At 41.8% G+C, this 24581-nt stretch carries 22 protein-coding genes and 3 tRNA genes; 13 read left to right on the forward strand and 12 right to left on the reverse strand.

What is annotated here, in order from left to right:
- Positions 1 to 59: 59 nt before the first annotated feature.
- A complete protein-coding gene (locus MST17_RS00570; protein ID WP_180026163.1) occupies positions 60 to 1571 on the reverse strand; it encodes an aldehyde dehydrogenase family protein in 1512 nt (503 codons plus the stop codon).
- A gap of 221 nt (positions 1572 to 1792) precedes the next feature.
- On the opposite strand from MST17_RS00570, the gene MST17_RS00575 reads away from it, so the two are divergent.
- Positions 1793 to 2974, forward strand: a complete 1182-nt coding sequence (locus tag MST17_RS00575; protein ID WP_180026162.1) for a transcriptional regulator — start codon at positions 1793 to 1795, stop codon at positions 2972 to 2974.
- A gap of 21 nt (positions 2975 to 2995) precedes the next feature.
- Here MST17_RS00575 and MST17_RS00580 read toward each other — a convergent pair whose 3' ends face one another.
- A complete protein-coding gene (locus tag MST17_RS00580) occupies positions 2996 to 3958 on the reverse strand; it encodes an alpha/beta hydrolase (RefSeq protein ID WP_180026161.1) in 963 nt (320 codons plus the stop codon).
- 246 nt (positions 3959 to 4204) lie between these two features.
- On the reverse strand, positions 4205 to 5416 hold the full coding sequence (locus MST17_RS00585; protein ID WP_168378850.1) for an iron-containing alcohol dehydrogenase: 1212 nt from the start codon (positions 5414 to 5416) through the stop codon (positions 4205 to 4207).
- Between the two features lie 400 nt (positions 5417 to 5816).
- Here MST17_RS00585 and MST17_RS00590 point away from each other — a divergent pair, with 400 nt between their 5' ends.
- Positions 5817 to 7517: an NAD-dependent malic enzyme gene (locus MST17_RS00590; RefSeq protein WP_180003556.1), complete on the forward strand. Its 1701-nt coding sequence runs from the start codon at positions 5817 to 5819 to the stop codon at positions 7515 to 7517.
- Positions 7518 to 7655: 138 nt separating this feature from the next.
- On the opposite strand, the gene MST17_RS00595 is transcribed toward MST17_RS00590, so the two are convergent.
- From MST17_RS00595 to MST17_RS00605, 3 genes are all read right to left on the reverse strand, one after another.
- A tRNA-Gly gene (locus MST17_RS00595) sits at positions 7656 to 7731 on the reverse strand.
- A gap of 46 nt (positions 7732 to 7777) precedes the next feature.
- Positions 7778 to 7853 (reverse strand) — tRNA-Gly (locus MST17_RS00600).
- 47 nt (positions 7854 to 7900) lie between these two features.
- A tRNA-Gly gene (locus MST17_RS00605) sits at positions 7901 to 7973 on the reverse strand.
- Positions 7974 to 8214: 241 nt separating this feature from the next.
- Between MST17_RS00605 and MST17_RS00610 the strand changes: the two genes are divergently transcribed.
- From MST17_RS00610 to MST17_RS00630, 5 genes are all read left to right on the forward strand, one after another.
- The gene (locus tag MST17_RS00610; protein WP_078191519.1) at positions 8215 to 8526 is read left to right on the forward strand and encodes a BolA family transcriptional regulator; all 312 of its coding nucleotides are present in this window, start codon (positions 8215 to 8217) and stop codon (positions 8524 to 8526) included.
- A gap of 8 nt (positions 8527 to 8534) precedes the next feature.
- Positions 8535 to 8927: a SirB2 family protein gene (locus MST17_RS00615; protein WP_180026160.1), complete on the forward strand. Its 393-nt coding sequence runs from the start codon at positions 8535 to 8537 to the stop codon at positions 8925 to 8927.
- Between the two features lie 63 nt (positions 8928 to 8990).
- The gene (locus MST17_RS00620) at positions 8991 to 9827 is read left to right on the forward strand and encodes a ParA family protein (protein WP_180026159.1); all 837 of its coding nucleotides are present in this window, start codon (positions 8991 to 8993) and stop codon (positions 9825 to 9827) included.
- Between the two features lie 13 nt (positions 9828 to 9840).
- The gene (locus MST17_RS00625) at positions 9841 to 10245 is read left to right on the forward strand and encodes a hypothetical protein (protein ID WP_180026158.1); all 405 of its coding nucleotides are present in this window, start codon (positions 9841 to 9843) and stop codon (positions 10243 to 10245) included.
- A 307-nt stretch (positions 10246 to 10552) separates the two neighbouring features.
- On the forward strand, positions 10553 to 11146 hold the full coding sequence (locus MST17_RS00630; protein ID WP_180026157.1) for a LysE family translocator: 594 nt from the start codon (positions 10553 to 10555) through the stop codon (positions 11144 to 11146).
- 19 nt (positions 11147 to 11165) lie between these two features.
- Here the strand turns inward: MST17_RS00630 and MST17_RS00635 are convergent, their stop codons facing one another.
- Entirely contained in the window at positions 11166 to 11792 is a 627-nt protein-coding gene (locus tag MST17_RS00635) for a DedA family protein (protein WP_078191514.1), read from the reverse strand.
- A 194-nt stretch (positions 11793 to 11986) separates the two neighbouring features.
- Between MST17_RS00635 and MST17_RS00640 the strand changes: the two genes are divergently transcribed.
- The 3 genes from MST17_RS00640 (at position 11987) to MST17_RS00650 (ending at position 15382) form a co-directional block, all read left to right on the forward strand.
- Positions 11987 to 12409, forward strand: coding sequence for a DoxX family protein (locus MST17_RS00640; RefSeq protein WP_180026156.1), 423 nt, complete (start codon positions 11987 to 11989; stop codon positions 12407 to 12409).
- Between the two features lie 212 nt (positions 12410 to 12621).
- Positions 12622 to 14190 carry a glutamine-hydrolyzing GMP synthase gene (guaA, locus tag MST17_RS00645; RefSeq protein WP_078194056.1) on the forward strand — a complete coding sequence of 523 codons (1569 nt, stop codon included), beginning with the start codon at positions 12622 to 12624 and terminating at the stop codon, positions 14188 to 14190.
- Between the two features lie 256 nt (positions 14191 to 14446).
- On the forward strand, positions 14447 to 15382 hold the full coding sequence (locus MST17_RS00650) for a restriction endonuclease (protein ID WP_180007975.1): 936 nt from the start codon (positions 14447 to 14449) through the stop codon (positions 15380 to 15382).
- Positions 15383 to 15429: 47 nt separating this feature from the next.
- Here the strand turns inward: MST17_RS00650 and MST17_RS00655 are convergent, their stop codons facing one another.
- Both MST17_RS00655 and MST17_RS00660 read right to left on the reverse strand, forming a co-directional pair.
- Positions 15430 to 16764, reverse strand: a complete 1335-nt coding sequence (locus MST17_RS00655) for a GGDEF domain-containing protein (RefSeq protein ID WP_180026233.1) — start codon at positions 16762 to 16764, stop codon at positions 15430 to 15432.
- A 144-nt stretch (positions 16765 to 16908) separates the two neighbouring features.
- Positions 16909 to 18084, reverse strand: a complete 1176-nt coding sequence (locus MST17_RS00660; RefSeq protein WP_180026155.1) for a diguanylate cyclase — start codon at positions 18082 to 18084, stop codon at positions 16909 to 16911.
- A 393-nt stretch (positions 18085 to 18477) separates the two neighbouring features.
- Here MST17_RS00660 and MST17_RS00665 point away from each other — a divergent pair, with 393 nt between their 5' ends.
- On the forward strand, positions 18478 to 19425 hold the full coding sequence (locus MST17_RS00665; protein ID WP_078194052.1) for a pirin family protein: 948 nt from the start codon (positions 18478 to 18480) through the stop codon (positions 19423 to 19425).
- A gap of 119 nt (positions 19426 to 19544) precedes the next feature.
- A complete protein-coding gene (locus MST17_RS00670) occupies positions 19545 to 20225 on the forward strand; it encodes a glutathione S-transferase family protein (RefSeq protein ID WP_168378863.1) in 681 nt (226 codons plus the stop codon).
- Here MST17_RS00670 and phoR read toward each other — a convergent pair.
- From phoR to MST17_RS00685, 3 genes are all read right to left on the reverse strand, one after another.
- Positions 20222 to 21580: a phosphate regulon sensor histidine kinase PhoR gene (gene phoR / locus MST17_RS00675; RefSeq protein ID WP_078191505.1), complete on the reverse strand. Its 1359-nt coding sequence runs from the start codon at positions 21578 to 21580 to the stop codon at positions 20222 to 20224. The two genes, MST17_RS00670 and phoR, sit on opposite strands and share 4 nt — an antisense overlap.
- A 23-nt stretch (positions 21581 to 21603) precedes the next feature.
- Positions 21604 to 22314 (reverse strand): phosphate regulon transcriptional regulator PhoB, encoded by a 711-nt coding sequence (gene phoB / locus MST17_RS00680; protein ID WP_078191504.1) that lies wholly within the window; start codon positions 22312 to 22314, stop codon positions 21604 to 21606.
- Positions 22315 to 22543: 229 nt separating this feature from the next.
- The gene (locus MST17_RS00685) at positions 22544 to 23227 is read right to left on the reverse strand and encodes a TetR/AcrR family transcriptional regulator (RefSeq protein WP_180010802.1); all 684 of its coding nucleotides are present in this window, start codon (positions 23225 to 23227) and stop codon (positions 22544 to 22546) included.
- 224 nt (positions 23228 to 23451) lie between these two features.
- On the opposite strand from MST17_RS00685, the gene MST17_RS00690 reads away from it, so the two are divergent.
- Entirely contained in the window at positions 23452 to 24282 is an 831-nt protein-coding gene (locus MST17_RS00690; protein WP_078194047.1) for an SDR family oxidoreductase, read from the forward strand.
- The last annotated feature ends 299 nt before the right edge of the window (positions 24283 to 24581 follow it).

The following is a 24581-nucleotide window of genomic DNA, read 5'->3' on the forward strand; positions in this document are numbered from 1 at the left end:
AAAAAATTGAAAAAAGCGAACCTCGATTCGCTTTTTTATGATCTAACTCAAATCAAGACTTAGAAGAAGCCCATCGGCTTGGTGTCATAGCTCACCAAGAGGTTTTTGGTTTGTTGATAATGATCAAGCATCATTTTGTGATTTTCACGGCCGATCCCTGATTTTTTGTAGCCACCGAATGCTGCGTGTGCAGGGTAGATATGATAACAGTTGGTCCATACACGACCTGCCTGAATAGCACGACCCGCACGATATGAAGTATGCGCTGAACGCGACCAAACCCCTGCACCTAGACCATAAATCGTGTCATTGGCAATTTTAATGGCATCATCAAAGTCTTTAAAGGTTGCTACTGAAAGCACAGGGCCGAAGATTTCCTCTTGGAAAATCTTCATGTCATTGGTGCCTTTAAAAATCGTTGGCTCAATATAGAAACCTGTACCGACTTCATTTCGTGGGTCACCACCAGTAATGAGCTGTGCACCTTCATTTTTACCTGTAGCGATACAGCCTAAAATTTTGTCTTGCTGCTCTTGCGATGCCTGTGCACCAATCATGGTATCTGTATCGAGTGGATGACCCGTCTTAATACGTTTCACACGTTCTACTGCCATTTCCAAGAATCGATCAGCAATGCTTTCTTGTACCAATGCACGTGAAGGACAGGTACAGATTTCACCTTGGTTCAGCGCAAACATGGCAAAACCTTCGAGCGTTTTATCTAAGAATTCATCGTCTTTGTCCATGATGTCTTCAAAGAAAATGTTCGGTGATTTACCACCGAGTTCCAATGTCACAGGAATGATATTTTCAGTCGCATATTGCATGATCATTTGACCGACAGCGGTTGAACCTGTGAAGGCGATTTTTGAGATGCGTGTGTTGGTCGCTAGTGGACGACCGACTTCAACACCATAACCATTCACAATATTCAGCACGCCCGGTGGGAGTAGGTCTTGAATGAGTTCAGCTAAAACTAAAATACTCACCGGTGTTTGTTCTGCAGGTTTCAATACAATACAGTTACCTGCGGCAAGTGCAGGTGCGAGTTTCCATGCAGCCATCAAGATTGGGAAGTTCCACGGAATAATTTGACCGACCACACCAAGTGGTTCATGGAAATGGTAAGCAATGGTATTTTCATCAATTTCAGAAATACCGCCTTCTTGGGCACGGATACAGCCTGCAAAATAACGGAAATGATCAATACACAGTGGAATATCAGCGGCTAAGGTTTCACGAATCGGTTTACCGTTGTCCCATGTTTCTGCAACTGCAAGGAGCTCTAGGTTTTCTTCAAGTCGATCGGCAATTTTTAATAAAATATTTGAGCGTGTCGTTGGGGAAGAGGCGTTCCATTGGGCTTTGGCTTTATGCGCTGCATCCAAAGCCAGTTCGATATCTTCAGCAGAAGAACGTGGCACTTTGGTAAAAACTTTACCGTCTACAGGGGAGATATTTTCAAAGTATTCACCTTTCACTGGCGCGACCCATTGGCCACCAATCAGGTTTTCATACTGAGCTTTAAACTGAACTTTTGAACCGGGTTGATTAGGATCGACATAACGCATATGAATTTTCCTTTGCTTGTTTATTATGATCTTGTTGGGCTGCCCATCTGTGGCAATCTACAGCTTTGGTATAAGGTACTTTTGTACATTATTTGATTAGCATAGCCTGTATAAGGTTGGAAAAAGGTTGGAGACAAGAAGGTTTACAATATTTTTTTTCAGTCTTAAAAACAAAAGCCGGGAAACGGATTTTTAGTCATGAATTGTTGTGAGAATAATGAATGATGATACAGAAGGATTTATCTGAAAAACGACAGAATGTCGAACGGTTAAGGCAGGGCATGAGTCTGTCAAAGCAGCAAACCTCGCAATTGAATGAGAGCATTGCGAGTTCTTGGCAGCGATCGGCGCAGGCAGAAATTCCGGAAAATCGGAGTGCTGCGCCTTTGGTGAATTTGAACCCCCAGAGTCAACAACAGTCGGCATTGCATCATGCCTTACAACATTGTGCCGAAGATTTAAAACACATAGCCGAACAGTCGTCGATGGTGCTTGCAGTGGGCGATATAGGTAGCACGATTATTTGGAGTGCGTCGAGTCGGCAAATGCAAAGTGCTGCGGAAAGTGTGCATTTTATTGCAGGTGGGCAATGGCGCGAAGAATTGGTCGGAACCAATGCTTTAGCGTTGTCTCTAAAAACCCAACAGTCGAGTTGTGTGTTTTCAAATGAACATTATATGCCGTCTGTACATGAATGGGTCTGCTATGCAGCACCGATTATCGATCCACACACACAGCAAATTTTAGGTGTGGTTGATTTATCCACCGTGTGGAAAAACCACAATAGTTTAGGGCTACTTGCGGCTGAACGCTGCGCTTCGATTATTCAATCGGCTTTACTTGATTTTCAAAAACAGCATTTGTACATTCGGGCCTTTGCTGTGCCGCAAGTGTTATTTAATGGCAAAGTGATGGTGCTGACCCCACGGCAAATTGAAATTTTGACCATCTTGGCGCTATGTCCGCAAGGCATGACCTTAGATACTTTGCATCAAGCCTTATATGGTGAACGTAAGGTGAGCGTTGGGACTTTAAAAGCAGAAATGTCTCAGCTACGCGATATTTTGGGCGGCATGTTAGGCTCACGTCCTTACCGTCTATTGGCACAAGTCGAAGCCGATTTTTTGCAAGCCGAGCAAGCCTTAGATGCTGGTTATCTCGATTCGGCGTTGAAACTATGTTCAGGGGTTTTCTTGGCCAAAACCGAAAGTCCTTTTTTAGGGGCATGGCGCGATTGTCTTGAGTCACGATTAAGCCAAGCGATTTTTAATGCCAAGGAAACGGATGTTCTACTCAAACATGTCGCGCGTTTCCCTGAAGCTATCGATGCGGTTGAACGCCTGATTGAGCTGATGCCGAGATCGCATCCCGTACATCAGACCTTGTTGAAATTAAAACAGTAAGTTGCAATGTCATTCGGGCTGTTAAAAACCTTTATTGGCCAGCCATTGAAAGAGCTGGGTATAGACTTGTTCACGCGCGGTTTTTTCCGAAAGCACTAAATCATGCAAGCCATTGTGTATGCTTTGAATGGTGACATCGCCCTGAATTTTCTTGGCATATTTTTGGATGTCTTTTACACCTAAAATCACATCACTGGTCTGCGCTGCTTTACCCCATTTTTTGGGATTTTTAGTTTGATGCGAGTGCATGACCAAGACCGGTACATCTAGGCTGATACCTCGATGAATCTCTTTTTGAGCCTCATAAATTGTCCGCACGAAACTTAAATACACCATTGGATAGCGGGTCTTTTTCCAGTCTAAATTGAAGTCCCATTCACCCTTGAGTTCGCGGTGTAAGCTGGCGGTGTACCACTTATTCAGTTCACTTGGAAATTTTAAATTGGGAAAGGTTTTTGCCAATTTACTCAGCTGTGGAATACCCAGTGCGCGTTTCACTGGATTCATGTTGAAATCATAAAATGGGCTATTGACCCAAAGGGCTTGAATTAAAGGATGATTTTGATGATGCGCCGCATACAAGGTGGTGGTTAATCCACCCGTTGAATGACCACAAAGCAGTAAGGCATCGTGACCTTCATCTGCAATGATCGTTAGGGCTTGATCTATTTCGGCATCGTATTCAGATAGTTCATGCACATTATAGTATTTTTGATGCGGGCGGATGGAGCGGCCATATTTTCTTAAATCCAAGGCATAAAAGTCGAAACCGTGCTGATTAAAGCGTTCCGCCATTTCGGTTTGGAAAAAATAATCGATAAAGCCATGGATATAGAGCACCGCTTTGGAGGTGGGGGCCGCTGCTTTTTTGCGAACCAGTGTGGCAACCACAGGGCCTTCATAATCATCCGGGAAGGTCAGCGTGGCTTGTTCATAGCCTGCGCCCAAAATGTCAGGCTGATACTGAATATGTGAATGGCTCATTATTATACTCATCAATATTATTGGACATTATGCTTTATCCTTGATGAGCCATAAGCTTTTGTCAAATGAATAATCGATGCTGTTATGCGAACTAAAAAAGAGTGACCTCAGTATGAAAACGACCAATCTAGAGTCGCTTCCCTGAAATAAAAAGTGAAATGGATTCAGTTGAGCCTACATCACCAGACTCAAAGGGTAATGTAGGCACTTAGGTCACTTAAACATGAAGACCTTTGAGGGCTTAACTTAAACAGCCGCTTTGAAGTCGACCACAGAAGCATTGGCTTTAAGCGCTGCCTTGAAAATATCAACCACTTGAGCATGATTCGCTTTACGTGGATTGGTCAGCATGCAGGCATCTTTTTGCGCATTTTCAGACATGATGCTGAGGTCTTGTTCTTTCACACCGAGTTCAGAAAGGCTCGATGGAATGCCAATCGAAGCAGAGAGTTCACGGATTGCTGCAATCGCTGCATAAGCCGCTTCAGTCACCGTTAAACCGTCGGTTGGCACACCCATGAGCTGTGCGATACGTGCATAGCGGTCAGGGCAGGCGATCAGGTTAAATTCGCAAACGTGTGGTAGCAGCACGGCATTACATACGCCATGTGGCAAGTTGTAGAAGCCGCCAAGTTGGTGAGCCATCGCGTGGACATAACCTAAAGATGCATTGTTAAATGCCATCCCTGCTAAGTACTGCGCATAGCTCATCGCATCACGTGCTTCTAGGTTTTCGCCATTGGCGACGGCAGGGCTGAGCCATTCACTGATCATTGAAATGGCTTTTTCAGCACAAGCATCGGTAATAGGATTGGCTGCTGTAGAAACATAAGCTTCGACCGCATGTGTTAATGCATCCATACCGGTTGCTGCAGTGAGCGCCGCAGGTTTCGCAATCATCAGTTTCGGGTCGTCAATAGCGATAAGAGGGGTACAACGCCAATCGACAATCGCCATTTTAACGTGGGTGTCAGTATTGGTAATGATACAGAAACGGGTCATTTCTGATGCCGTACCTGCGGTGGTATTAATCGCAATGAGTGGAGTCATTGGAACTGTGCTTTTATCGATGCCTTCATAGTCACGAATATGACCACCACCTGCAGTGACTAAGCCAATGCCTTTGGCACAGTCATGAGAAGAGCCGCCGCCGAGAGAGACAATAAAGTCACAGCCATTGTCATTGTAGGCATCTACACCGCTATGCACGTTGGTGTCAGTTGGGTTGGGTTCTGCGCCCGGAAAGATGTGACTTTCTACGCCAGCTTCAGTTAAATATGCGGCAATCGTATCTGCTACACCAAATTTGTATAGACCGGCATCGGTCACGATAAGCGCTTTCTTTGCGCCAAGATTTTGTGCCTTTGCACCAATTTCTTTAGCACAGCCGGGGCCAAAAAGTGAAACACAAGGGATGTAAAAACCGTTTGTTTGATCTGCAATATTTTTAAAAGCCATGGTGCGATTCCTTCTACCATTCATTGTCATTTGTTATGGGTGATACTCACCTAAACTGAGTATTGCGAGGGATGTTTTAAATTCACACCTACCAAAGACCTACCAAAATTAAGGCTTTGTTTTGAATTTATTTAATTGATTGAAATTTAATCATTAATTATTTTTGCTATTTTCTAAAATTCGCTAAAAGTCGTATACATTTAAGCCAAAATAGGCGTTGCGATGATTGGATGCATGATCGAGTTATCAGATTATAAAATCTAACTAAAACTACTATCAATTTACTAAATGCCCCAAAGCGCTCGAATCAGGATAGGCTATAACAAATAACGAGATAGTCACTTTTGTGCATTTCGCTTTTTGCAGTGCGAAACAAAAGATTAATTAAACGAGTTAAATAATGCCCAGTGAAAATTTGAAAACGAAACGACCTTTATATATTCCTTATGCCGGAAATACACTTTTAGAACTCCCACTTTTAAATAAAGGTTCTGCGTTTAATGAAGATGAACGTAAGAGCTTTAATTTGCACGGTTTAATTCCACACGTCACAGAAAGCATTGAAGAACAAAGTCAGCGTTCTTATCAACAATATTGTGCATTTAATAGTGATATCAATAAGCATATCTACCTGCGCAATATTCAAGACACCAATGAAACATTGTTCTATCACTTAATTGAAAATCACCTCAGTGAGATGATGCCGATCATCTATACACCAACAGTGGGTGAGGCTTGTCAGCGCTTCTCGGACATTTACCGTCGTCATCGTGGGATTTTTATTTCATATCCTGACCGTGATCATATTGACCAAATTATTCATAACGTGAATAAAAAGAACGTGAAAGTGATTGTTATTACGGACGGTGAACGTATTCTTGGACTTGGTGACCAAGGCATTGGGGGGATGGGGATTCCGATTGGTAAGTTGTCACTGTACACCGCGTGTGGTGGGATCAGTCCAGCCTATACATTGCCGATTACTTTAGATGTCGGAACCAATAACCAACAGCTGTTGAATGACCCGATTTATATGGGTTGGAGTCAGCCTCGTATCAGCGGTGAAGAATATTATCAATTTGTCGATGACGTGATTAAAGCCATTCAACAACGTTGGCCAAAAGCGCTGATTCAATTTGAAGACTTTGCACAAAAAAATGCGATGCCTTTATTGGAAAAATATCGCGATAAAATTTGCTGTTTCAATGACGATATTCAAGGGACAGCAGCAGTGTCTGTCGGAAGTTTAATTGCGGCATCACGTGCAGCAGGCAAGCAGCTCAAAGATCAAATCGTCACCTTCTTAGGGGCGGGTTCAGCAGGTTGTGGGATTGCAGAACAGATCATCAAGCAAATGGTGGCGGAAGGTTTAACCGATGCTCAAGCACGTGCGCGGGTGTTTATGGTCGACCGCTTTGGTTTAATTACTGAAAATCAGCCGAATCTTTTAGATTTCCAACGCAAGCTTGCGCAAGCACCGGATAACGTCGCACATTGGGCAAATGCAGATTCGGTCATCTCACTCCTGGATGTGGTTACACATGCCAAACCGACTGTATTGATTGGGGTTTCGGGACAACCGGGGCTGTTTAGCCAAGAGGTTATTGAAACGATGGCTGCAAATTGTGAACAGCCTATTGTGTTGCCACTATCTAACCCGACATCACGTGTCGAAGCGGTGCCTGCAGATATTATCGAGTGGACCAAAGGTAAGGCCCTGATTGCGACAGGTAGTCCATTTGCACCAGTGAATTATCATGGCAAGATTCATCAGATTTCACAGTGCAATAACTCCTATATTTTCCCGGGGATTGGACTGGGTGTGATTGCATCTGGGGCGAAACGTGTGACGGAAAATATGCTGATGGCATCTAGTACGGCATTGGCGGACTGTTCACCAAAATTGGCAGATCCAAATGCTGATTTATTGCCAAGTTTGGATTATTTACAGGATATTTCGAAGAAAATTGCATTGAAAGTCGCGTTGGCTGCGATTGCTGATGGTGTTGCGCCAAATGTCAGCGTTGAAGTGCTCGAACATGCGATTGAAGCGAATTTCTGGAAACCTGAATATCGTGATTATGTCCGTGTGACCTATTAACGCAATTTTAATTTTTATTCATATTTGTGGAACCTGACTCAAACCATGTTCCACATACTGAATAAATATAGATTGATTTTGATTGGTGTAAGCGATAGATAAAAAAGCCCCCATCTTTCGATGAGGGCTTTTTGAATTTGGAGCGGGAAAGGAGACTCGAACTCCCGACCCCAACCTTGGCAAGGTTATGCTCTACCAACTGAGCTATTCCCGCGGAGTCTATCCTGTTTTTTTACTAAAAAACTGAATCGAAAAAAATTTGGAGCGGGAAAGGAGACTCGAACTCCCGACCCCAACCTTGGCAAGGTTATGCTCTACCAACTGAGCTATTCCCGCGGAGTCTATCCAATTTTTTAAATAAAAAACCGAATGAAAAAATTTTGAGCGGGAAAGGAGACTCGAACTCCCGACCCCAACCTTGGCAAGGTTATGCTCTACCAACTGAGCTATTCCCGCATAGCCACGTATAATACATTAAGGATTTTTCAGGTCAATAACTTTATGAAAAACTGTGCATCGTTTGCATAAAATAAAAACAATTTGTTTGAAAATTGGAATATTTTTGCAGGTCAAAGGCTTCCATTTTGATGAAATCATGCAATTCAGGCGGTTTCAGCAACTTTGCGACACAAGAACTTCAACAAATACAGGCTATACTAAGACCAGTTGAACTTTTTTTGAATTTGGGAGAGCCGTTTTGAGTTTAGAACAGCAATTAATTGAGCGTCTACAGACATTAGCGCCTACACATCTTGAAGTGGTGAATGAGTCCGCAGGTCATGGTGGTTATTTCCCAGGTAAAGAATCGCATTTTAAAGCTGTGATCGTGAGTGAGGCTTTTGCAGGCTTGCGTTTGGTGCAACGTCATCAAAAAGTCTATGCCGCAGCCGGTGATTTACTTAGTCCGGGGCAAATTCATGCCTTGGCCATTCATGCGTTTTTACCCGAAGAATGGAAAGGTCAAGACACCACTAGCCCTGAATGTGCGCATGCACCCAAGTCATCTTAAGGTGAGCCATGGAAACGCAATTAATCATTAAAATCATTCATATGTGTGGCGTGGCTTTAGGCTGTGCTGCCATTTTCATTCGTGCTTTTACGCTGTTTAAAGGGACGCAGGGCAATTTACCGAATCCAGCAGGTCGTAAGTTTTTTGTTGCATTGCAACATGGCTCAATGGCTTTAATTGCTGTGACAGGGATTATTTTATTGTTTATGAATAACTTTGATGTGCAGCCATGGTTCTATGCCAAAGTTGTGTTGTTTTTGGCGCTGCTGTCTTCTTTATCTAAAGCGTATAAAAAAGATGACAGTGTTTTATTGGTTCAGCGCCGTGCGGGCTTATTTATTGCAGCTATTGCACTTATTTTCATCATTACATTGGTTATAATCAAACCAGTTTTTGGATAAATGGCTTATCCACATGGCCGATTTCAAGGCTTGAGTAGAAAAACAAAGATTAGAGGGTTTTGAATGCGTACGCGTGTGGTATTTAACCAAAAAGGTGGTGTGGGGAAATCGAGTATTACGGTCAATTTAGCTGCGATAAGCGCGCACCAAGGTTTAAAAACTTTGGTGATTGATCTCGACCCTCAAGCCAATTCAAGTCAATATTTGTTGGGGGATGATGCGACGTATTCGGCAGATAAGCCTGCACTTGAACCCAATATTGAAAATTATTTTGAAGAAGTCTTGGGGACACAACAAAGTAAAGGTTTGTTGGGAAATGCCATCGGTTCGATTTTGAAAGGTCGTGCCAAAGGTTTGGAAAGTTATGTGCATGCATCACCTTATCCACGCTTAGATGTGATTCCTGCCAGTCCAAATTTAGGCGCGTTGGCACATGCCTTAGAATCTAAGCATAAAATTTACAAACTCCGCGATGCTTTGCAGCAGATGAGCAGTCAATATGATCGAGTGTTTATTGATACACCGCCGGCCTTTAACTTTTTTACCTTATCTGCGTTGATTGCGGCAGATCGCGTGCTGATTCCATTTGACTGCGATGTGTTTTCAAAACGTGCCTTACAGACCCTGATCGAAAATGTGTTAGAAACGCAGGATGATCATAATGATCATTTGGAAATTGAAGGCATTGTGGTCAATCAATTTCAGGCACAGGCGAAGTTGCCGCGCGAAGTTGTACAACAACTCAAAGATGAAGGTCTGCCTGTATTGGACAGCATGTTGCCGCCTTCGGTGCTGATGAAAGAATCTCATCATAAAAATCAACCTTTAATCCATTTGGCTGCAGATCATAAATTGACGCAAGCCTATCAATCATTGTTCAATGAAATTGAGCAAAAGTAGTATCGAGAAAAGTATGAATGCACTTAAATGTGGTCTAGTTGCTTTCACTGCTGTTGTATTGGGTGCATGTGCAAGTACGCCTAAACCAAGCTATGTTTCACCTACACAGTATCAGTCTTTGAGTTGCCAACAATTGCAAAGCGAATACAACCGAATCCACGACTATATTCAAAATGGTGTAGAAACACCGAAGCGCACAGGCGTTGGTGTCGGTGTTGGCCTTGGTGGTGGCTGGGGCAGCCGTGGAGGTTGGGGCATTGGTCCGAGTATTTCGGTCAATATGGGACAATCTTCAAATACCAAACGTACCGAACTTTCACGCGTTCTAGGTGAGCAAGAAGCGATTGTACAGGCAGCAAAATTTAAGGGTTGTCCGATTATCGTTCGCACAAATTCGGCTACTGCAGCAAAATCATAAACGGATCATGAGCAGAGGCTTAGGCCTGTGCTATGAGAAAAGTGTAATAAAATTTGTCAGTAGGCGAGGCGTCTACTGGCATTTTTTTTGAGCCAAATAAACTGCACTATTTAGAGCCAATAAAATATTTAAATCTATGAAAAAATTAAATTAAATATCATTCGTAAATTTTAATACCTTCTTCTGGTCTTGAACATTCAGCGTGAGTGCATTGACTTGTACAAGGATAAAACTGACCTAGCGCGTACTTGTTTTTTTAAATTCATTTCGGCTAAGGTGTGCGCTTTGAAACATTGTCTGGGTATTTATGATTGAGAGTTGGCTTTTTGTATTGGCAATGATTGCGGTGATGATGACGCCGGGACCTAGCAATGCACTAATGGCAAGCTCTGCACATCAACAAGGCATTGCAAAGACGTGCATGCTGATTCCTGCAGAATTATTGGGCTATTTCTATGCCATTAATTCGTGGGCGTTGATTATTCATTTAAGCGCTCCAGTGTGGCCGAATTTAATTCACTTGCTACATTTTCTCAGTATTGCCTATGTTTTATGGTTGGCTTTTCATTTGTGGAAATCGACGCATTTACACCAGTACAATCAAAAACATCCTTCAATTCAACCACGTGAATTATTCATTTCCTCATTAAAAAATCCGAAAGCGTTGCTTTTTGCTGCAGGTATTTTCCCGATTGAAACTTGGGCAAGCCCATTAAATTTTATTTTGGTTTTCGCTGTATTTAGCGTGGTTTTGCTGCCTGTTGCGTTGTTTTGGATGTCATTTGGCCGGACGATTTTGGCGGGTAAGACTCAAAAAATTAAGGCCGATCTTCTATATAAAGGATCGGCCCTGATGCTGATTTTATGTATGTTCCCTGTGGTTTTACGCTTTTTTGCTTAAAGGCGTTCACCATATCAGTTTACTTTTTTAATTTTGCTCGAATAAAACCAATCACACCCGGTAAAACACTAATAATAATGATGCCGAAGATCAGATGGGTGAAGTTATCTTTCACGATGGGCATATTGCCAAATAAATAACCCAAAGTGATAAATGAGCCAACCCAGCAAATCGCACCAATCATGTTAAAAGTCAGGAAGTACTTGTAGTTCATGCTGCCTGCACCTGCGACAAAAGGCGCGAAGGTTCGTGCAAAAGGAATAAAGCGGGCAAAAATAATGGTTTTACCACCGTGTTTTTCAAAGAATTTTTGCGTATTCACCAAATGTTGACGGTTAATAAAGCGTGATTCAATTTCAAAGACACGTGGGCCAATATATTTACCAATATGGTAATTCAGCGTGTCGCCCAAGACCGCAGCGATAAACAGCAAAATCACCAAAACCCATGGATCCATGGCACCTGTTGACGCAGCGAGCGCGCCTGCTGCAAACAGAAGACTGTCACCCGGTAAAAAGGGCATGACCACTAAACCGGTTTCAACAAAAATGATCAGGAACAGAATTGCATAAATCCATACGCCATAATTGGTAATAAACTCGAGTAAATGGTCATCAACATGTAGTATAAAATCAATCAGTTCCATGGGGCTTATATGTGTAAAATAGTGGTCTGATGCTATCAGTCTGGGGCAGCAAAGTCAGTATTAAAACGTAATTAATTATCAGTAAAATCGTTCTATATATGGAATGATGAGTATTATAAAAGCATATTTAAAGAGAATAAGAAACGACCTAATCTAAGCACATCTTTTGAACAGTATTAAAAATAGGTTTCAGTATGTTTAATCCAAATCTAGTGGTGAAAAATCTGAGTCAACAGCCGCAAATCAATGCAGTGATCAGTCTCGTTGCACGTATTTTGATGGCTTATATCTTTATTGTGGCAGGTTGGGGCAAAATTACCGCTTACACTGCAACCGGAGGTTATATGGAGTCAATGGGTGTGCCAGCTGGGCTTCTTCCGATTACTATCTTAGTCGAGCTAGGTGGCGGCTTAGCTTTATTGTTTGGTTTTCAAGCGCGTTTTGCGGCATTGGGTCTAACCGTATTTAGTTTAATCACTGCATTTTTATTCCATGGTGGTGCAGAAGATGGCATTAACTTTATGAAAAATTTGGCGATGTCAGGCGGCTTATTATTTCTCATGTTACATGGTGCAGGTAAATTCAGTTTTGATCATTGGATCGAAAAATCAAAATAAAGCGGTCATGAGTCCGAGCATCCATCAAAGCGGCGTTCTGCCGCTTTTTTCATGTCTATCGCTGATTTAAAGTAAATCAATAAAGCCCTGAAATGTGTTGTAAAAAACATCGTTTGGCTTGTGGTTTTTGCCCCTGTCCGAATAGTGTGCGAAAGTCCAAGAAAAATGTTAGAATACGGCGCTTATATTCGTTGCCTGCATAGTTGTTTGCCATGACTACCAATACCCAAATTACTGAAGACCGTATCCTGATTTTGGATTTCGGTTCTCAATATAGTCAGCTTATTGCACGTCGTGTACGTGAAGCTGGTGTTTATTCAGAAATGTACGCATTTGATATGTCTGAAGAAGACATTCGTGCATTTAACCCAAACGGGATCATTCTTTCAGGTGGTCCAGAAAGTGTTCATGAAGAAGGTAGTCCGCGCGCACCACAAGTTGTATTTGAACTTGGTGTACCTGTTTTAGGTATTTGCTATGGTCTACAAACCATGTCAGAACAACTTGGCGGTAAAGTTGAGCCAGGTACTGTGCATGAATTTGGTTATGCAGAAGTTGATATTAAAGTCCGTGATGCTTTAATTGGTGATCTTGAAGATACCAAAGACCAATTAAAAGTGTGGATGAGTCATGGCGATAAAGTGACTCAAATTCCTGAAGGTTTCCAAATCACTGCAAGCACACCAAGCTGCCCAGTGGCGATGGTTTCTGATGAAAAACGTCGTTTCTATGGTATCCAATTCCACCCAGAAGTGACACACACTGCGAAAGGTGCTGAGTTATTGTCTAACTTCGTACATGGCGTATGTGGTTGCCGTAACTTGTGGAACTCAGAAAACATCATCGATCTTCGCGTAGAACAACTTCGTGAGCAAATTGGTGATCAAAAAGTTCTCTTGGGTCTTTCAGGCGGTGTCGATTCATCTGTTGTAGCTGCACTTTTACACCGTGCGATTGGCGACCAATTGACTTGTGTATTCGTAGATAACGGTTTACTTCGTTTGAACGAAGGCGAGCAAGTGATGGACATGTTTGCGAAAAACATGGGTATTCGCGTGATTCGTGCCGACGCTGAAAATCGCTTCTTAACAGCGCTTGCTGGTGAAGTTGATCCAGAGAAAAAACGTAAAATCATCGGTCGTGAATTCATTGAAGTGTTTGCTGAAGAAGCACGTAAGCTTGACGGTGTGAACTTCCTTGCTCAAGGTACCATTTACCCAGACGTAATTGAATCTGCAGCAAGCAAACAAGGTAAAGCACACGTGATTAAATCACATCACAACGTGGGTGGTTTACCTGAAGATTTAGCATTCGAATTGGTTGAGCCAATCCGTGATTTATTCAAAGACGAAGTACGCCGTTTAGGTACAACTTTAGGTCTTCCATTTGAAATGCTTTACCGTCATCCATTCCCAGGCCCAGGTCTAGGTGTACGTATTCTTGGTGAAGTGAAAAAAGAATATGCAGATATCCTTCGTCTAGCAGATGACATCTTCATGCAAGAACTTCGCGCAAGCGGCTGGTATGACAAAACTGCGCAAGCATTTGCTGTATTCCAACCCGTGAAATCGGTTGGTGTGGTGGGTGATGGCCGCCGTTATGCATGGGTGATCGCGCTTCGTGCTGTAGAAACTGTGGACTTTATGACTGCACGTTTTGCACATCTTCCATACGACTTAGTAGACAAGATTTCTACACGTATCATGAACGAGATTGCTGAAGTTTCTCGTGTTGTTTATGACGTATCGTCTAAACCACCTGCTACGATTGAGTGGGAGTAATTTAGGGATTTCAAGAAACAACGTTTCTTGCCTAAATTACGGCAAAGGCTATGCCTGCGCCAGACTGGGGTTTCACGAAGCACTGCTTCGTGCCAGTTTTACGCCATGAACAAGATTTAAAGCACTGCTTTAAATTTTGTGCAAGATGCCTGTGGCAGTATCTCATTTAAGATATATCCAATAAAAAAAGGACGCTTCAGCGTCCTTTTTTTTGTTTATAATTATGAAAAATACTATTTTAAAAAGAGCAAGTTAAATGTCATTGCCTACATACGATCAGTTGATGCTTCCATTAATGAAACTTTTAGCAGAACAAAAAGAGGCAATAAAATTAAGTTCTGCCACAAAAATTTTAGCTGAAAGATCTGGGTTATCTGAAGCTGATTTAAATTTAAGGCTATCTAGTGGTACAAAAACAGTATTTTATGATCGTGTTGGCTGGGCGAAAACATATTTGGTTAAAGCAGGTTTGATACAACAACCATCACGTGGTCTTTGCGAATTAAGTACGTTAGGTTGGTCTATTGAGTTGTCCAGCTTATCCAATATAACTAATCAGTATTTGATGCAGTTTGAAGGGTTTTCTGATTATAAAATTGGTTCTAACCATAATAAAAATATTCAAAATCTAGTTCTAATAGAAGAGCATGCTACATCTATTCAAACAGAATATTTGACGCCTGCAGAAATAATCGAACAATCATCAAAGGAGCTTAATCAAACAATTAAAGATGAGCTATTAAATAAAATTAAAAGTAATTCACCCAAATTCTTTGAGCAATTAGTTGTCGATTTGTTGGTAATAATGGGTTATGGCGGTTCACATCAAGACGCAGCCCAAGCAATAGGTAAAACCAGTGATGGTGGTATTGACGGTATTATCAGTGAAGATCGTTTAGGTTTAGATAAAATATATATTCAAGCTAAACGTTGGGAAAATACGGTGGGGCGCCCTGACATTCAACAGTTTAAGGGAGCTTTGGCTGATCAAGTGGCGAAAAAGGGCGTATTTATTACTACTTCTTGTTTTAGTAAAGAAGCAATTGAGTCAGCAAAGAAATCAGGCATTGTTTTAATTGATGGTGACAAGCTTACATCTCTCATGATTGAATTTGGCTTGGGTATTCAAATTGAAAGAAGTTTCCATATTTATAAAATAGATCAAGACCGTTTTGATGAAGATAGTTTTTAAATAAACTTAAAGGACGCTTCAGCGTCCTTTTTTTATATCTCAACATTCTATTTATAAACAATTGACCAACTACGATCGCTCTCATTATTCGGTTCAGCTTTGGACTTCGCTTTATGGGTAAAGCTTTGCCAAGACTTCGTCGATTTACGTTCGGGCTTCATGCTTGGGTCATAGCGTTCGACACGGTTACGGCCATTTTCTTTTGCCTGATACAGCGCAATATCAGCTTGCTTAATCAGTTCAGTTAAATTTTGTTTATGTGATTTAAGCTGTGAAACACCAATGGAAACGGTAAATTGGATCGGGTGATTTGCGACATTCAGCAAAGATTGATTTTGAAGCGTTAAACGAATACGTTCCGCGATCAACATTGCATCCTGTATTTGCGTTTCCGACAAAAGCACAATAAATTCTTCGCCACCAAAGCGAGCCAAAACATCTTTTTGGCGCATTTCTTTGCGGGTGGTTTCAGCGATACATTGCAGCACCTGATCACCAACATCATGCCCGTAATTATCATTAATATGTTTAAAATGATCGACATCAAACATCAGTAAGCAGGTGCTTGCGGGTGTTGGCCATTCATGGATGCGATGTTCAGCCAGTTGAACAAACTGACGACGGTTATATAACTGGGTGAGCTCATCTGTATGCGCTAGATTTTTCAGCGTATGCATATTCCAATCGTCAAGCAGGGTGCGTAAAAAATGACGTCGTGCATTGAGCGTATTGTTCCAGCTCATATGCAGGCTGATCATCCAAACGGGAATAGACACGACCACAAAAATCAGCGCTTCTTGCCATGATAAAAGCTGACTCACCGCAAAATATACCAATAGCGAAATGAGACCCGAACAATACAAGGCAGGCTTAAATTGTGTTTGTACGCAGACATTGGCAATTAAAATAAAGATCGCCGCACCATAGATATAGGACGAGACCATTGGGCTATTTGAAGCCAGTAATAAGCCAATCCAAATCGCGGTGCTACAGACCGTCCCGATCGGTAAGATCATGTCGAGTACACGAATGTCTTTTTTGTATTTAAATAAATAAAAGCTAACCAATAAAGCCACAATAATCAGGGCAACTCGAGAAAGGCCTGACCAAAAGAACATGTCTGGAATAATAAAAATGTCAGCAAAAAAATAAAGAAGAAACGTAATCTGCGCCATGTAGTTCACTTGACGCAAATAAGGTAACTGATGGGCATACTGATGTTGTAGAAAATAGTTTCTAAACTGCGTAGGAATACGTGCAAAAGGATCTGCAATGGCTTGTTCAATCTCGGCACGATTGGCAAGATCACACTCAGAAAGTTTCAAAGTATGAGTATGATTTTTACGAACTTCCTGAGCAGACGAATTAGTCCGAGAACTCATTCGTACATCAACAGACATGTCCCTTCTCCATAAATGGCTTAGGACAAATTATGAACAAAAAACACACAAAAATATCTACCTGAAACTAGGGATTTTTCGAATGAATGATAAAAAATCGTCTGATGAATGTTACAAAATATATTATTAACTTGCTGTTTTATAAGTTGAAATTTGATTTCTTCCTGCAGATTTTGCTTGGTAAAGTGCCTGATCGGCCATGCGAATTACACTTTGTAAATCTCGGTTTTTTTGACCAAATTCGGCAACACCAATTGAAACGGTAAATTTAAGTTTTTGTAGTGTATCAAGTTCTAAATAATCATCGGCTATTGCCCGTCGCAGACGTTCGGCAATATCTTGAGCCTGACGCAGGTGTGTCTGCGGTAAAAGGATAATAAATTCTTCACCACCGAAGCGGGCAATGATGTCTTGGCTACGTAAAGTATGTCGGCACGTTTCGGCAATTTGTTGTAAAACATGATCACCAATATAGTGCCCAAACTGATCATTAATATTTTTAAATTTGTCGACATCAAAAATCAGTAATGAAAGTGGCTGTAACGGTTTGGACTGATGATGAATATGATAATTGGCAAGTTGAATAAATTGACGTCGATTGTTTAAGCCAGTCAGCACATCGGTATGCGCCATAATATTGAGCGCTTCACGGTTCAACTGATCGAGTTTACTGTGTAAAAAAACAATTCTGGATTTTTGCGTTGAATTCCAACTGATATACAGACTAAATAACAACACAGGGGAATAGATCAAGATAAACAGTTGCAGTTGATGGATATTGCCAGAAATGGCGAAATACACCCCAATCAGTAAAATTAGACTGATACATAGAGAAATGAGCACAGCAGCCTTAAAGCGGATTTGCACACATAAATTGGCTAACACAATAAAAACCAAAGATGCATATAAATAGATCGGCACATCGGGGCTATTGGATAAATTGAGGAGGCTAAACCACAGGGCAGAAGCACCAACGATCGATAGGGGAAGCATCAAGTCAAAGAGTAAAATGCTCTTGCTATATGTATAAATGCCCCATGTGATGCCCATCATCAGTAAGGTATAGGCCGTTTTTAAGCCTATCGCGAGCAAGCCCACATCGGGCAACATAAACCAATCCGCTATGGCATAAGAGAGATAGGCCAATTGTGCAACGATGTTGACTTGGAAAAAGAATTTAAAAAGTTGACGACGATGGTAGTGGAAAAATTCTTGACGAAATTGAGCAGGAACACGAACAAAGGTTCCTTTCAAGGCTTTTTGGATCAGTGCACGTGATTCTTTCTTATACTCATTGATCATGCAAGATTACCGACGGGTGAGCATGGTTTGTATGTAAGTTTATGTAACTAAAATAATCTATATCATTTTTATTTAAAATTAAACACGTTATTTCAATGATTTGTGAATTATTTGGTATTGTTTGGTCTAAAGTGAGTGTTAATTTGTGTTACTTAAATTTACATTTCACGTGATTTGAACAAGTAATTTTGCATTGGGTATTGTCTAAATAAGCATCAATAACTGTTATGCTGTATGTCATATTAGGCAACAAAAAAACGATTGTCCTATCTCTGTGATTCAGCGTATTAATGACAGCTGAAGAAGATTGAGTTAATGCAGATATAATGGAAAAAAATGCATAGCTCTAGCCGATAGTCCTTGCATCGGCTTAGCCAAATTTAGGGTAAGAATATGACCAATACCAATTACACAGAAATATCTCATTCCGACGATTGTGAAAAATACGTCAATCAGTTCATTCAAGAATTTCCACTGCGCCGTGCTGAAATTGGTCAAGGCACAGTGATTAAACGTGCTTTACCGAGTCGGCATAAACGGATGATTGGTGCATGGTGTTTCCTTGACCATGCCGGTCCAGTGCATTTCCCTCAAGGTGATGGCTTAGATGTTGGGCCGCATCCACATATTGGTTTGCAAACGTTTACCTGGATGATTGATGGCACCATGATGCATACCGACAGTTTGGGCACACATCAGTTAATTCAGCCCAAACAAGTCAATCTCATGACAGCGGGTTATGGTATTTCGCATACTGAGGTTGCTCCAGAGTCTGAAACACAAATGCATGCTGCGCAGCTTTGGATTGCATTGCCAGATGACAAAATCAATATGGCGCCCCAGTTTGACCATTACCCAGAGTTGCCTGTGGTGACACAAGACGGGATTGAATTGACGGTCTTGGTCGGTGAATTTTTACAGACTAAATCGCCGGTAAAAGTACATAGTGAATTATTGGGTGTCGATCTGCGTAGTTCGGAAAGTCAAAGTACCGTCTTGCCGCTGAATCCAAAATTTGAATATGGCTTTATGGCCCTCGAAGGGACTGCCAGTATCAATGGTCACGAGCTAAATGAAGACAATATGGTGGTACTTGAGCCGGGCTTAACCCAAGTCAAAATTGACCTACATGCAGGTGGCCGTGTTTTATTATTAGGAGGTGAACCTTTTGAATCACCGATTCTGCTGTGGTGGAATTTTGTGGGGCGCACACAAGAAGAATTGAATATTGCCCGTGAGCAGTGGATTAATCAGGACGAACGCTTTGGCTCTATTCCAGACTATGATGGTCCACGACTAGAAGCACCGGCTTTCCCTGATAAAATGCGTCCATCACGTTAACTTAAAAATAAAAATGAACAGCCGTACCTGTGGTGAAAATGGTGCGGCATAACCATGAGGGAGTCATTATGGGTATCGTCGCAACGGCAACAGTAAACACCTTAATAGGAGATGAACCCATGCGGGTGCTACATCATCTAGAAAAATCTCGTTCATTTCGTATTTTATGGGCAATGCAGGAATTAGGACTGGATTATCAGGTTCAGTTTTATCTGCGCCAGCCAAATTTGTCTGCTCCCCCTGAGCTTAAAGTCATCCATCCTTTAGGGAAGTCGCCCATATTGCAGGATGATGGACTGGTCTTGGTAGAATCTGCAGCGATCTTGGAGTATTTACAAGAAAAGTATGATCGGCATGATTTTTTTGCAGCCAAGGCGGAACATTCAAAACAACAATATCGCTTTTGGATGCATTATGCCGAAGGTTCTCTGATGCCGTTATTGGTGATGCAGTTGGTCATGAGCAATGTGCCACGCCATGTGCCTTGGGTCATCAAACCCGTAGCTAGCCGCATTTGTGATGGGGTCAAAAAAGGTTTTGTACGACCGCGTTTAAAAGAACATATCGTATTTTTAGAAAATCATTTAGCGGAAAATGAATATTTTGCGGGACCGTTTAGCTTCGCGGATATTCAGATGACGTTTCCATTAGAAGCCCTCATGACCCGAACGCAAGGGCGATATCCACAAATTCAGTCTTTCTTACAACGGATGCAGCAGCGTCCTGCATATCGCCGTGCCAAACAACAGGAACAACAGTTGGAAGCGCAGCAACAAGATCGGCAGGATGATTCTGCTTAGCTCACGTGATACAAGCGTTCTTTAGGGAAGACCACCTTAAACAGTGAACCACGATTTTCTTTGGACTCAATTTCAAGGTGTGCCTGATGTTGCATCAAAACGTGTTTTACGATGGCTAGACCTAAACCTGTCCCCCCCGTTTGGCGGCTACGGGCACTGTCCACACGATAAAAACGTTCCGTCAAACGGGGTAAGTGTTTCGGGTCAATCCCGATGCCAGTATCTTCAACGGTAAAATAACCATGCGTACCATCATCATGCCAACCAATCGTCACAGTACCGCCTTTCGGGGTGTATTTAATCGCATTGGTGATGAGGTTGCTAAATGCACTTGCCAATTCCATATCTGATCCGATCAGGTCACAGTGACTATCAATCTCGAGATTCAGTGTATGTCCATAATCCACGTTGTAAGCATGTGCATCGTCATACAGTTGGTTCATTAGGCTTGGCATTTCAATGATTTGATTTTTAGCAACTTTTTTATCATTTTCCAGGCGAGATAATAATAACAAGTCATTGACCAAAGCATTCATACGGCGGGTTTGAGACTGCATTTGATCGAATGCACGTTTCCAGCGTGGATTTAAATCTTCCTGATCGGTAAAGGTTTCGATATAACCACTTAAAACCGTGAGCGGTGTGCGTAGCTCATGTGAAATATTATCGACAAAGTCTTTACGCATTTGCTCAAGGTTATGCATACGCGTGACGTCATAGGCTACCAGTAAACGACTTTCGCGACCAAAACGGGTCAATTTGACTTGCACATAATGGTCTTCAAGCACCGATGATTTCATTTTCAAACCATCGGGGGCTAAATCGATATTGGTAAAGTATTCGATAAAACTAGGCTGTCTTAAAATACTTAAAATATTGCGCCCTTGATCCAGCTGTTGAATCCCTAAAAGCTTTTCTGCTGCAGGGTTCCACCATTCGATTTGGTGTAATTCATCAATCAATACCACAGCTTCAGCAAGTGCCACCAAGGAAGATTGAGCGCGGTCAATCAGGCCGACCATTTCAGCTTGTACGATGCGTTCTTGGCGCTGCGCACGATATACATTAAAGAGCAAAGCCCCCCAAATACCGTCTAAATTCGGCGGAACATCATAGGGACGGTTTGAAATCCATTCGTTAACCAAGTACAGCGAACGCATTTGCAATGCAAAGAACACTGCAAAGGCAATTAAGATGCAGATCCATAAGTACCCGATACCAAAGCCGATGAGTGCAGCAATGAGCAGGAAAAATGCCAGCAGTCTTAAATCCTGCTTGGCAAAAGTCCATAAACTGCTGTAACGGAATTTTTTATGTTCACTGGCAAGTTCAGGGACGGGATACGGTTCGTACATAGAAAATTAAAGACCTAAAATGACTAACCCATCACAGCGTCTGCACGGGTAGAGAAACGGTAACCTGTGCCACGAACAGTTTGCACATAACGATCGGCTTGGAAAGGTTCAAGAACTTTACGCAAACGACGAATATGAACGTCAATGGTACGGTCCTCAATATACACGTTTCCACCCCAAACCTGATCTAATAATTGAGCACGGGTATAGGCACGTTCAGGATGAGTCATGAAAAAGGCCAATAGACGATATTCAGTTGGTCCCATATCTAAAATGGTGTTGCCAAAGCTGACACGTTGGCTGACTGGATCGAGGATTAAGCCATTGGCATCAATGGTTTTTTCACCACCCAATGCATTTGAGCGACGTAGCACCGCTTTAATGCGTGACACCAACTCACGGGTGGAAAAGGGTTTGGTCATGTAGTCATCTGCGCCCGCGTCTAGACCTTGAACTTTATGGTCTTCTTCACCGCGCGCAGTGAGCATGATGACTGGAATCTCTGACAAATTTTCATCGCGTTTTAAACGACGACATAGGTCTACACCACTCACGCCACCAGGCATCATCCAATCCAATAAAACCAGTGCAGGACGCTGATCCACAATCATTTGGTGCGCTTGTTTGGCATCTTCAGCTTGCTGACATTGAAAACCAGCCATATCCAGTGAAGTATGGATCATTTCCCGAATCGGGAGTTCGTCGTCGACGATTAAAATATAGTCATCTTTCACAGCGCAATACCCTATTTTATGTAAACGGTAGACCGTTTTATATTTATGACAGGCTTATTACAAAGATTAATTATGACAGTATCATTGCAAAAATGATCTTTCATTGGGGTTTAGAAAGAAATTGTGACAATTTAAATCCTGAAATATTCAACAATATGGGCTTTGCATCATGCTGTTGTCACAAAAAAATCATTCAAAAAATTGTAAAGATCAATGTTGAGGACAAAATTTATTTCCTGGGTTTTTCATAAAAAGCATCCAACAAGGCCAAAAAGACCACGCTACATGACGATAAAACTTCATCAATCGGCTGTTTATAACCACTCATGACCCAGCGAATCGCGATTTGGGTGACATAACCATTGAGACCTGTTGCGACCATTGAAATTTCGCGTTCTGAACGATCAATATTTGGCATCATGAGCATGACAAAGGCATGAATCATACGGTCAAAGCGCATCATGGTTTCATGAATCGTGGCTTGGTTATGTAGCTCTTGTACCAACATGGCATCGATATAAATGATGCGCGCCATGCGAGGATTATTTTTTAAGGTTAACAATAGGGCGGTTAAACCTGCTTCAATCATTTTTTTAGAATCGGTTGATGCTTGCATGATGGCTTGCATCACGTTTTGTTGCAGTTCATCGATTAATTTTAAAAAGATGGTCTGGAACAGTTGCTCACTTTTCTTAAATGATTCGTAAAAATAGCGTTCGGTCAGCTTGGCTTCCAAACAAATATCTTTCACGGTCACGGAAAAAAAGCCATGTGTACCATAGGCTTCTATACCGGCTTCAATCAGTTTTTCACGTCGCGCTTGCTTACGTTCACTGAGAGAAAGCCCTTTAAATTGACGTTCCTTCACATTTTTTGCCTGTTGTTGTTCTGTGTGATTTGTTGCATCTGTCATGAAAATATACGCTGAACTAAAGCAGAATTTTGTCTTATTTTAGCAATAATTTCAGTTTAAACCTATGTTTAAGCATTGGCGATTTCAACAGCTTAGCACGTCCTAAGATGACATTGACAATATGTATTGTCAAAACTATATTAAGTCGACGAACTGCACACATTGGCAAATGAGATCACGCTGTGATAAAGCCAAGCGGCAGCATAAAGGAATAAGGAATCACAATGAAAAACTTCAAAAATAAAGTGGCTGCCATTACAGGTGCAGGTTCAGGTATTGGTCAGCAATTGGCTGTGCTTTTGGCTAAACAAGGCTGCCATCTGTCTTTAAGCGATGTGAATGAACAGGGGCTAGCGGCAACCGTTGAATTGGTGAAAGCTAGCAATGTACGTGTAACCACGCAAAAACTCGATGTGTCAGACCTTGCGGCAATGAAAGCATGGGCAGCACAGACCGTTAAAGATCATGGTTCGGTGAATATGATTTTTAACAATGCGGGTGTGGCATTGGGCACGACCGTTGAAGGGGCAAGCTACGAAGAGCTGGAGTGGATTGTTAATATTAACTTCTGGGGTGTGGTTTATGGCACCAAGGAGTTTTTACCGTATATTAAGCAAAGTGGTGAAGGTCATATCATCAATATTTCCAGCTTGTTTGGCTTAACGGCACAGCCAACACAGTCGGCATATAATGCCACTAAATTTGCAGTACGTGGCTTTACCGAATCTTTACGCCAAGAATTGGATATTGAAAACTGTGGCGTGAGTGCGCTATGTGTACATCCGGGCGGGATTCGTACCAATATTGCCAATGCCGCAAAAATGAATGATAGCCTGAAAAGTTTAGGCATGAACCCGCAAAAATCGGCACAGTCCTTTAATAAATTCTTGCGCTGTCCACCTGAAGAAGCGGCTCGTCAAATCATTGAAGCAGTACAAAAAGATAAGCGTCGTTTATTGATTGGTAATGATGCAAAAGCGATTGATTTAATTCAACGTTTGCTTCCGACGGGTTATCAAAAATTAACTGCCATGGCGACTAAATTTGGTCAATAAGCGGTAATTAAAATCAATTGAAAAGAGCCCACGTCAGTGGGTTTTTTTATGCTCTAGTAATATCAGAAGCGCAATTTGATCCAAATAAAAGAACGATACGCGGTAGTGTCATCCGCAATTGTTTGAGACAAGACGACTTTTAATCAAAAATGTTTTTGCGATCCTTTGAATCATTTGATGGTATTAAACGAGTTTTGTCGGTGAGGTGTATTGCACCGCAAGATGGTTTCCTTGCGAAGCACGCTTCTCATTTTGTCGAATGAGAAACAACGTTTCGTAAGAGTACCTCCAGCCGAAGG

Source organism: Acinetobacter sp. YH16056_T (assembly GCF_024605895.1).
Taxonomy (GTDB): domain Bacteria; phylum Pseudomonadota; class Gammaproteobacteria; order Pseudomonadales; family Moraxellaceae; genus Acinetobacter; species Acinetobacter amyesii.

Bases quoted from the DNA above. Each gene is read 5' to 3' on its own strand.
- phoR (WP_078191505.1), bottom strand. From the start codon at position 21,580: ATGTACGAACCGTATCCCGTCCCTGAACTTGCCAGTGAACATAAAAAA.
- MST17_RS00620 (WP_180026159.1), top strand. From the start codon at position 8,991: ATGCGTACGCGTGTGGTATTTAACCAAAAAGGTGGTGTGGGGAAATCG.
- MST17_RS00650 (WP_180007975.1), top strand. From the start codon at position 14,447: ATGTCATTGCCTACATACGATCAGTTGATGCTTCCATTAATGAAACTT.
- MST17_RS00670 (WP_168378863.1), top strand. From the start codon at position 19,545: ATGCGGGTGCTACATCATCTAGAAAAATCTCGTTCATTTCGTATTTTA.
- MST17_RS00570 (WP_180026163.1), bottom strand. From the start codon at position 1,571: ATGCGTTATGTCGATCCTAATCAACCCGGTTCAAAAGTTCAGTTTAAA.
- MST17_RS00575 (WP_180026162.1), top strand. From the start codon at position 1,793: ATGATGATACAGAAGGATTTATCTGAAAAACGACAGAATGTCGAACGG.
- MST17_RS00685 (WP_180010802.1), bottom strand. From the start codon at position 23,227: ATGACAGATGCAACAAATCACACAGAACAACAACAGGCAAAAAATGTG.
- MST17_RS00585 (WP_168378850.1), bottom strand. From the start codon at position 5,416: ATGGCTTTTAAAAATATTGCAGATCAAACAAACGGTTTTTACATCCCT.
- MST17_RS00660 (WP_180026155.1), bottom strand. From the start codon at position 18,084: ATGATCAATGAGTATAAGAAAGAATCACGTGCACTGATCCAAAAAGCC.
- MST17_RS00640 (WP_180026156.1), top strand. From the start codon at position 11,987: ATGTTTAATCCAAATCTAGTGGTGAAAAATCTGAGTCAACAGCCGCAA.
- MST17_RS00630 (WP_180026157.1), top strand. From the start codon at position 10,553: ATGATTGAGAGTTGGCTTTTTGTATTGGCAATGATTGCGGTGATGATG.
- MST17_RS00655 (WP_180026233.1), bottom strand. From the start codon at position 16,764: ATGAGTTCTCGGACTAATTCGTCTGCTCAGGAAGTTCGTAAAAATCAT.
- guaA (WP_078194056.1), top strand. From the start codon at position 12,622: ATGACTACCAATACCCAAATTACTGAAGACCGTATCCTGATTTTGGAT.
- MST17_RS00690 (WP_078194047.1), top strand. From the start codon at position 23,452: ATGAAAAACTTCAAAAATAAAGTGGCTGCCATTACAGGTGCAGGTTCA.
- MST17_RS00580 (WP_180026161.1), bottom strand. From the start codon at position 3,958: ATGAGCCATTCACATATTCAGTATCAGCCTGACATTTTGGGCGCAGGC.
- MST17_RS00590 (WP_180003556.1), top strand. From the start codon at position 5,817: ATGCCCAGTGAAAATTTGAAAACGAAACGACCTTTATATATTCCTTAT.
- MST17_RS00625 (WP_180026158.1), top strand. From the start codon at position 9,841: ATGAATGCACTTAAATGTGGTCTAGTTGCTTTCACTGCTGTTGTATTG.
- MST17_RS00615 (WP_180026160.1), top strand. From the start codon at position 8,535: ATGGAAACGCAATTAATCATTAAAATCATTCATATGTGTGGCGTGGCT.
- MST17_RS00665 (WP_078194052.1), top strand. From the start codon at position 18,478: ATGACCAATACCAATTACACAGAAATATCTCATTCCGACGATTGTGAA.
- MST17_RS00635 (WP_078191514.1), bottom strand. From the start codon at position 11,792: ATGGAACTGATTGATTTTATACTACATGTTGATGACCATTTACTCGAG.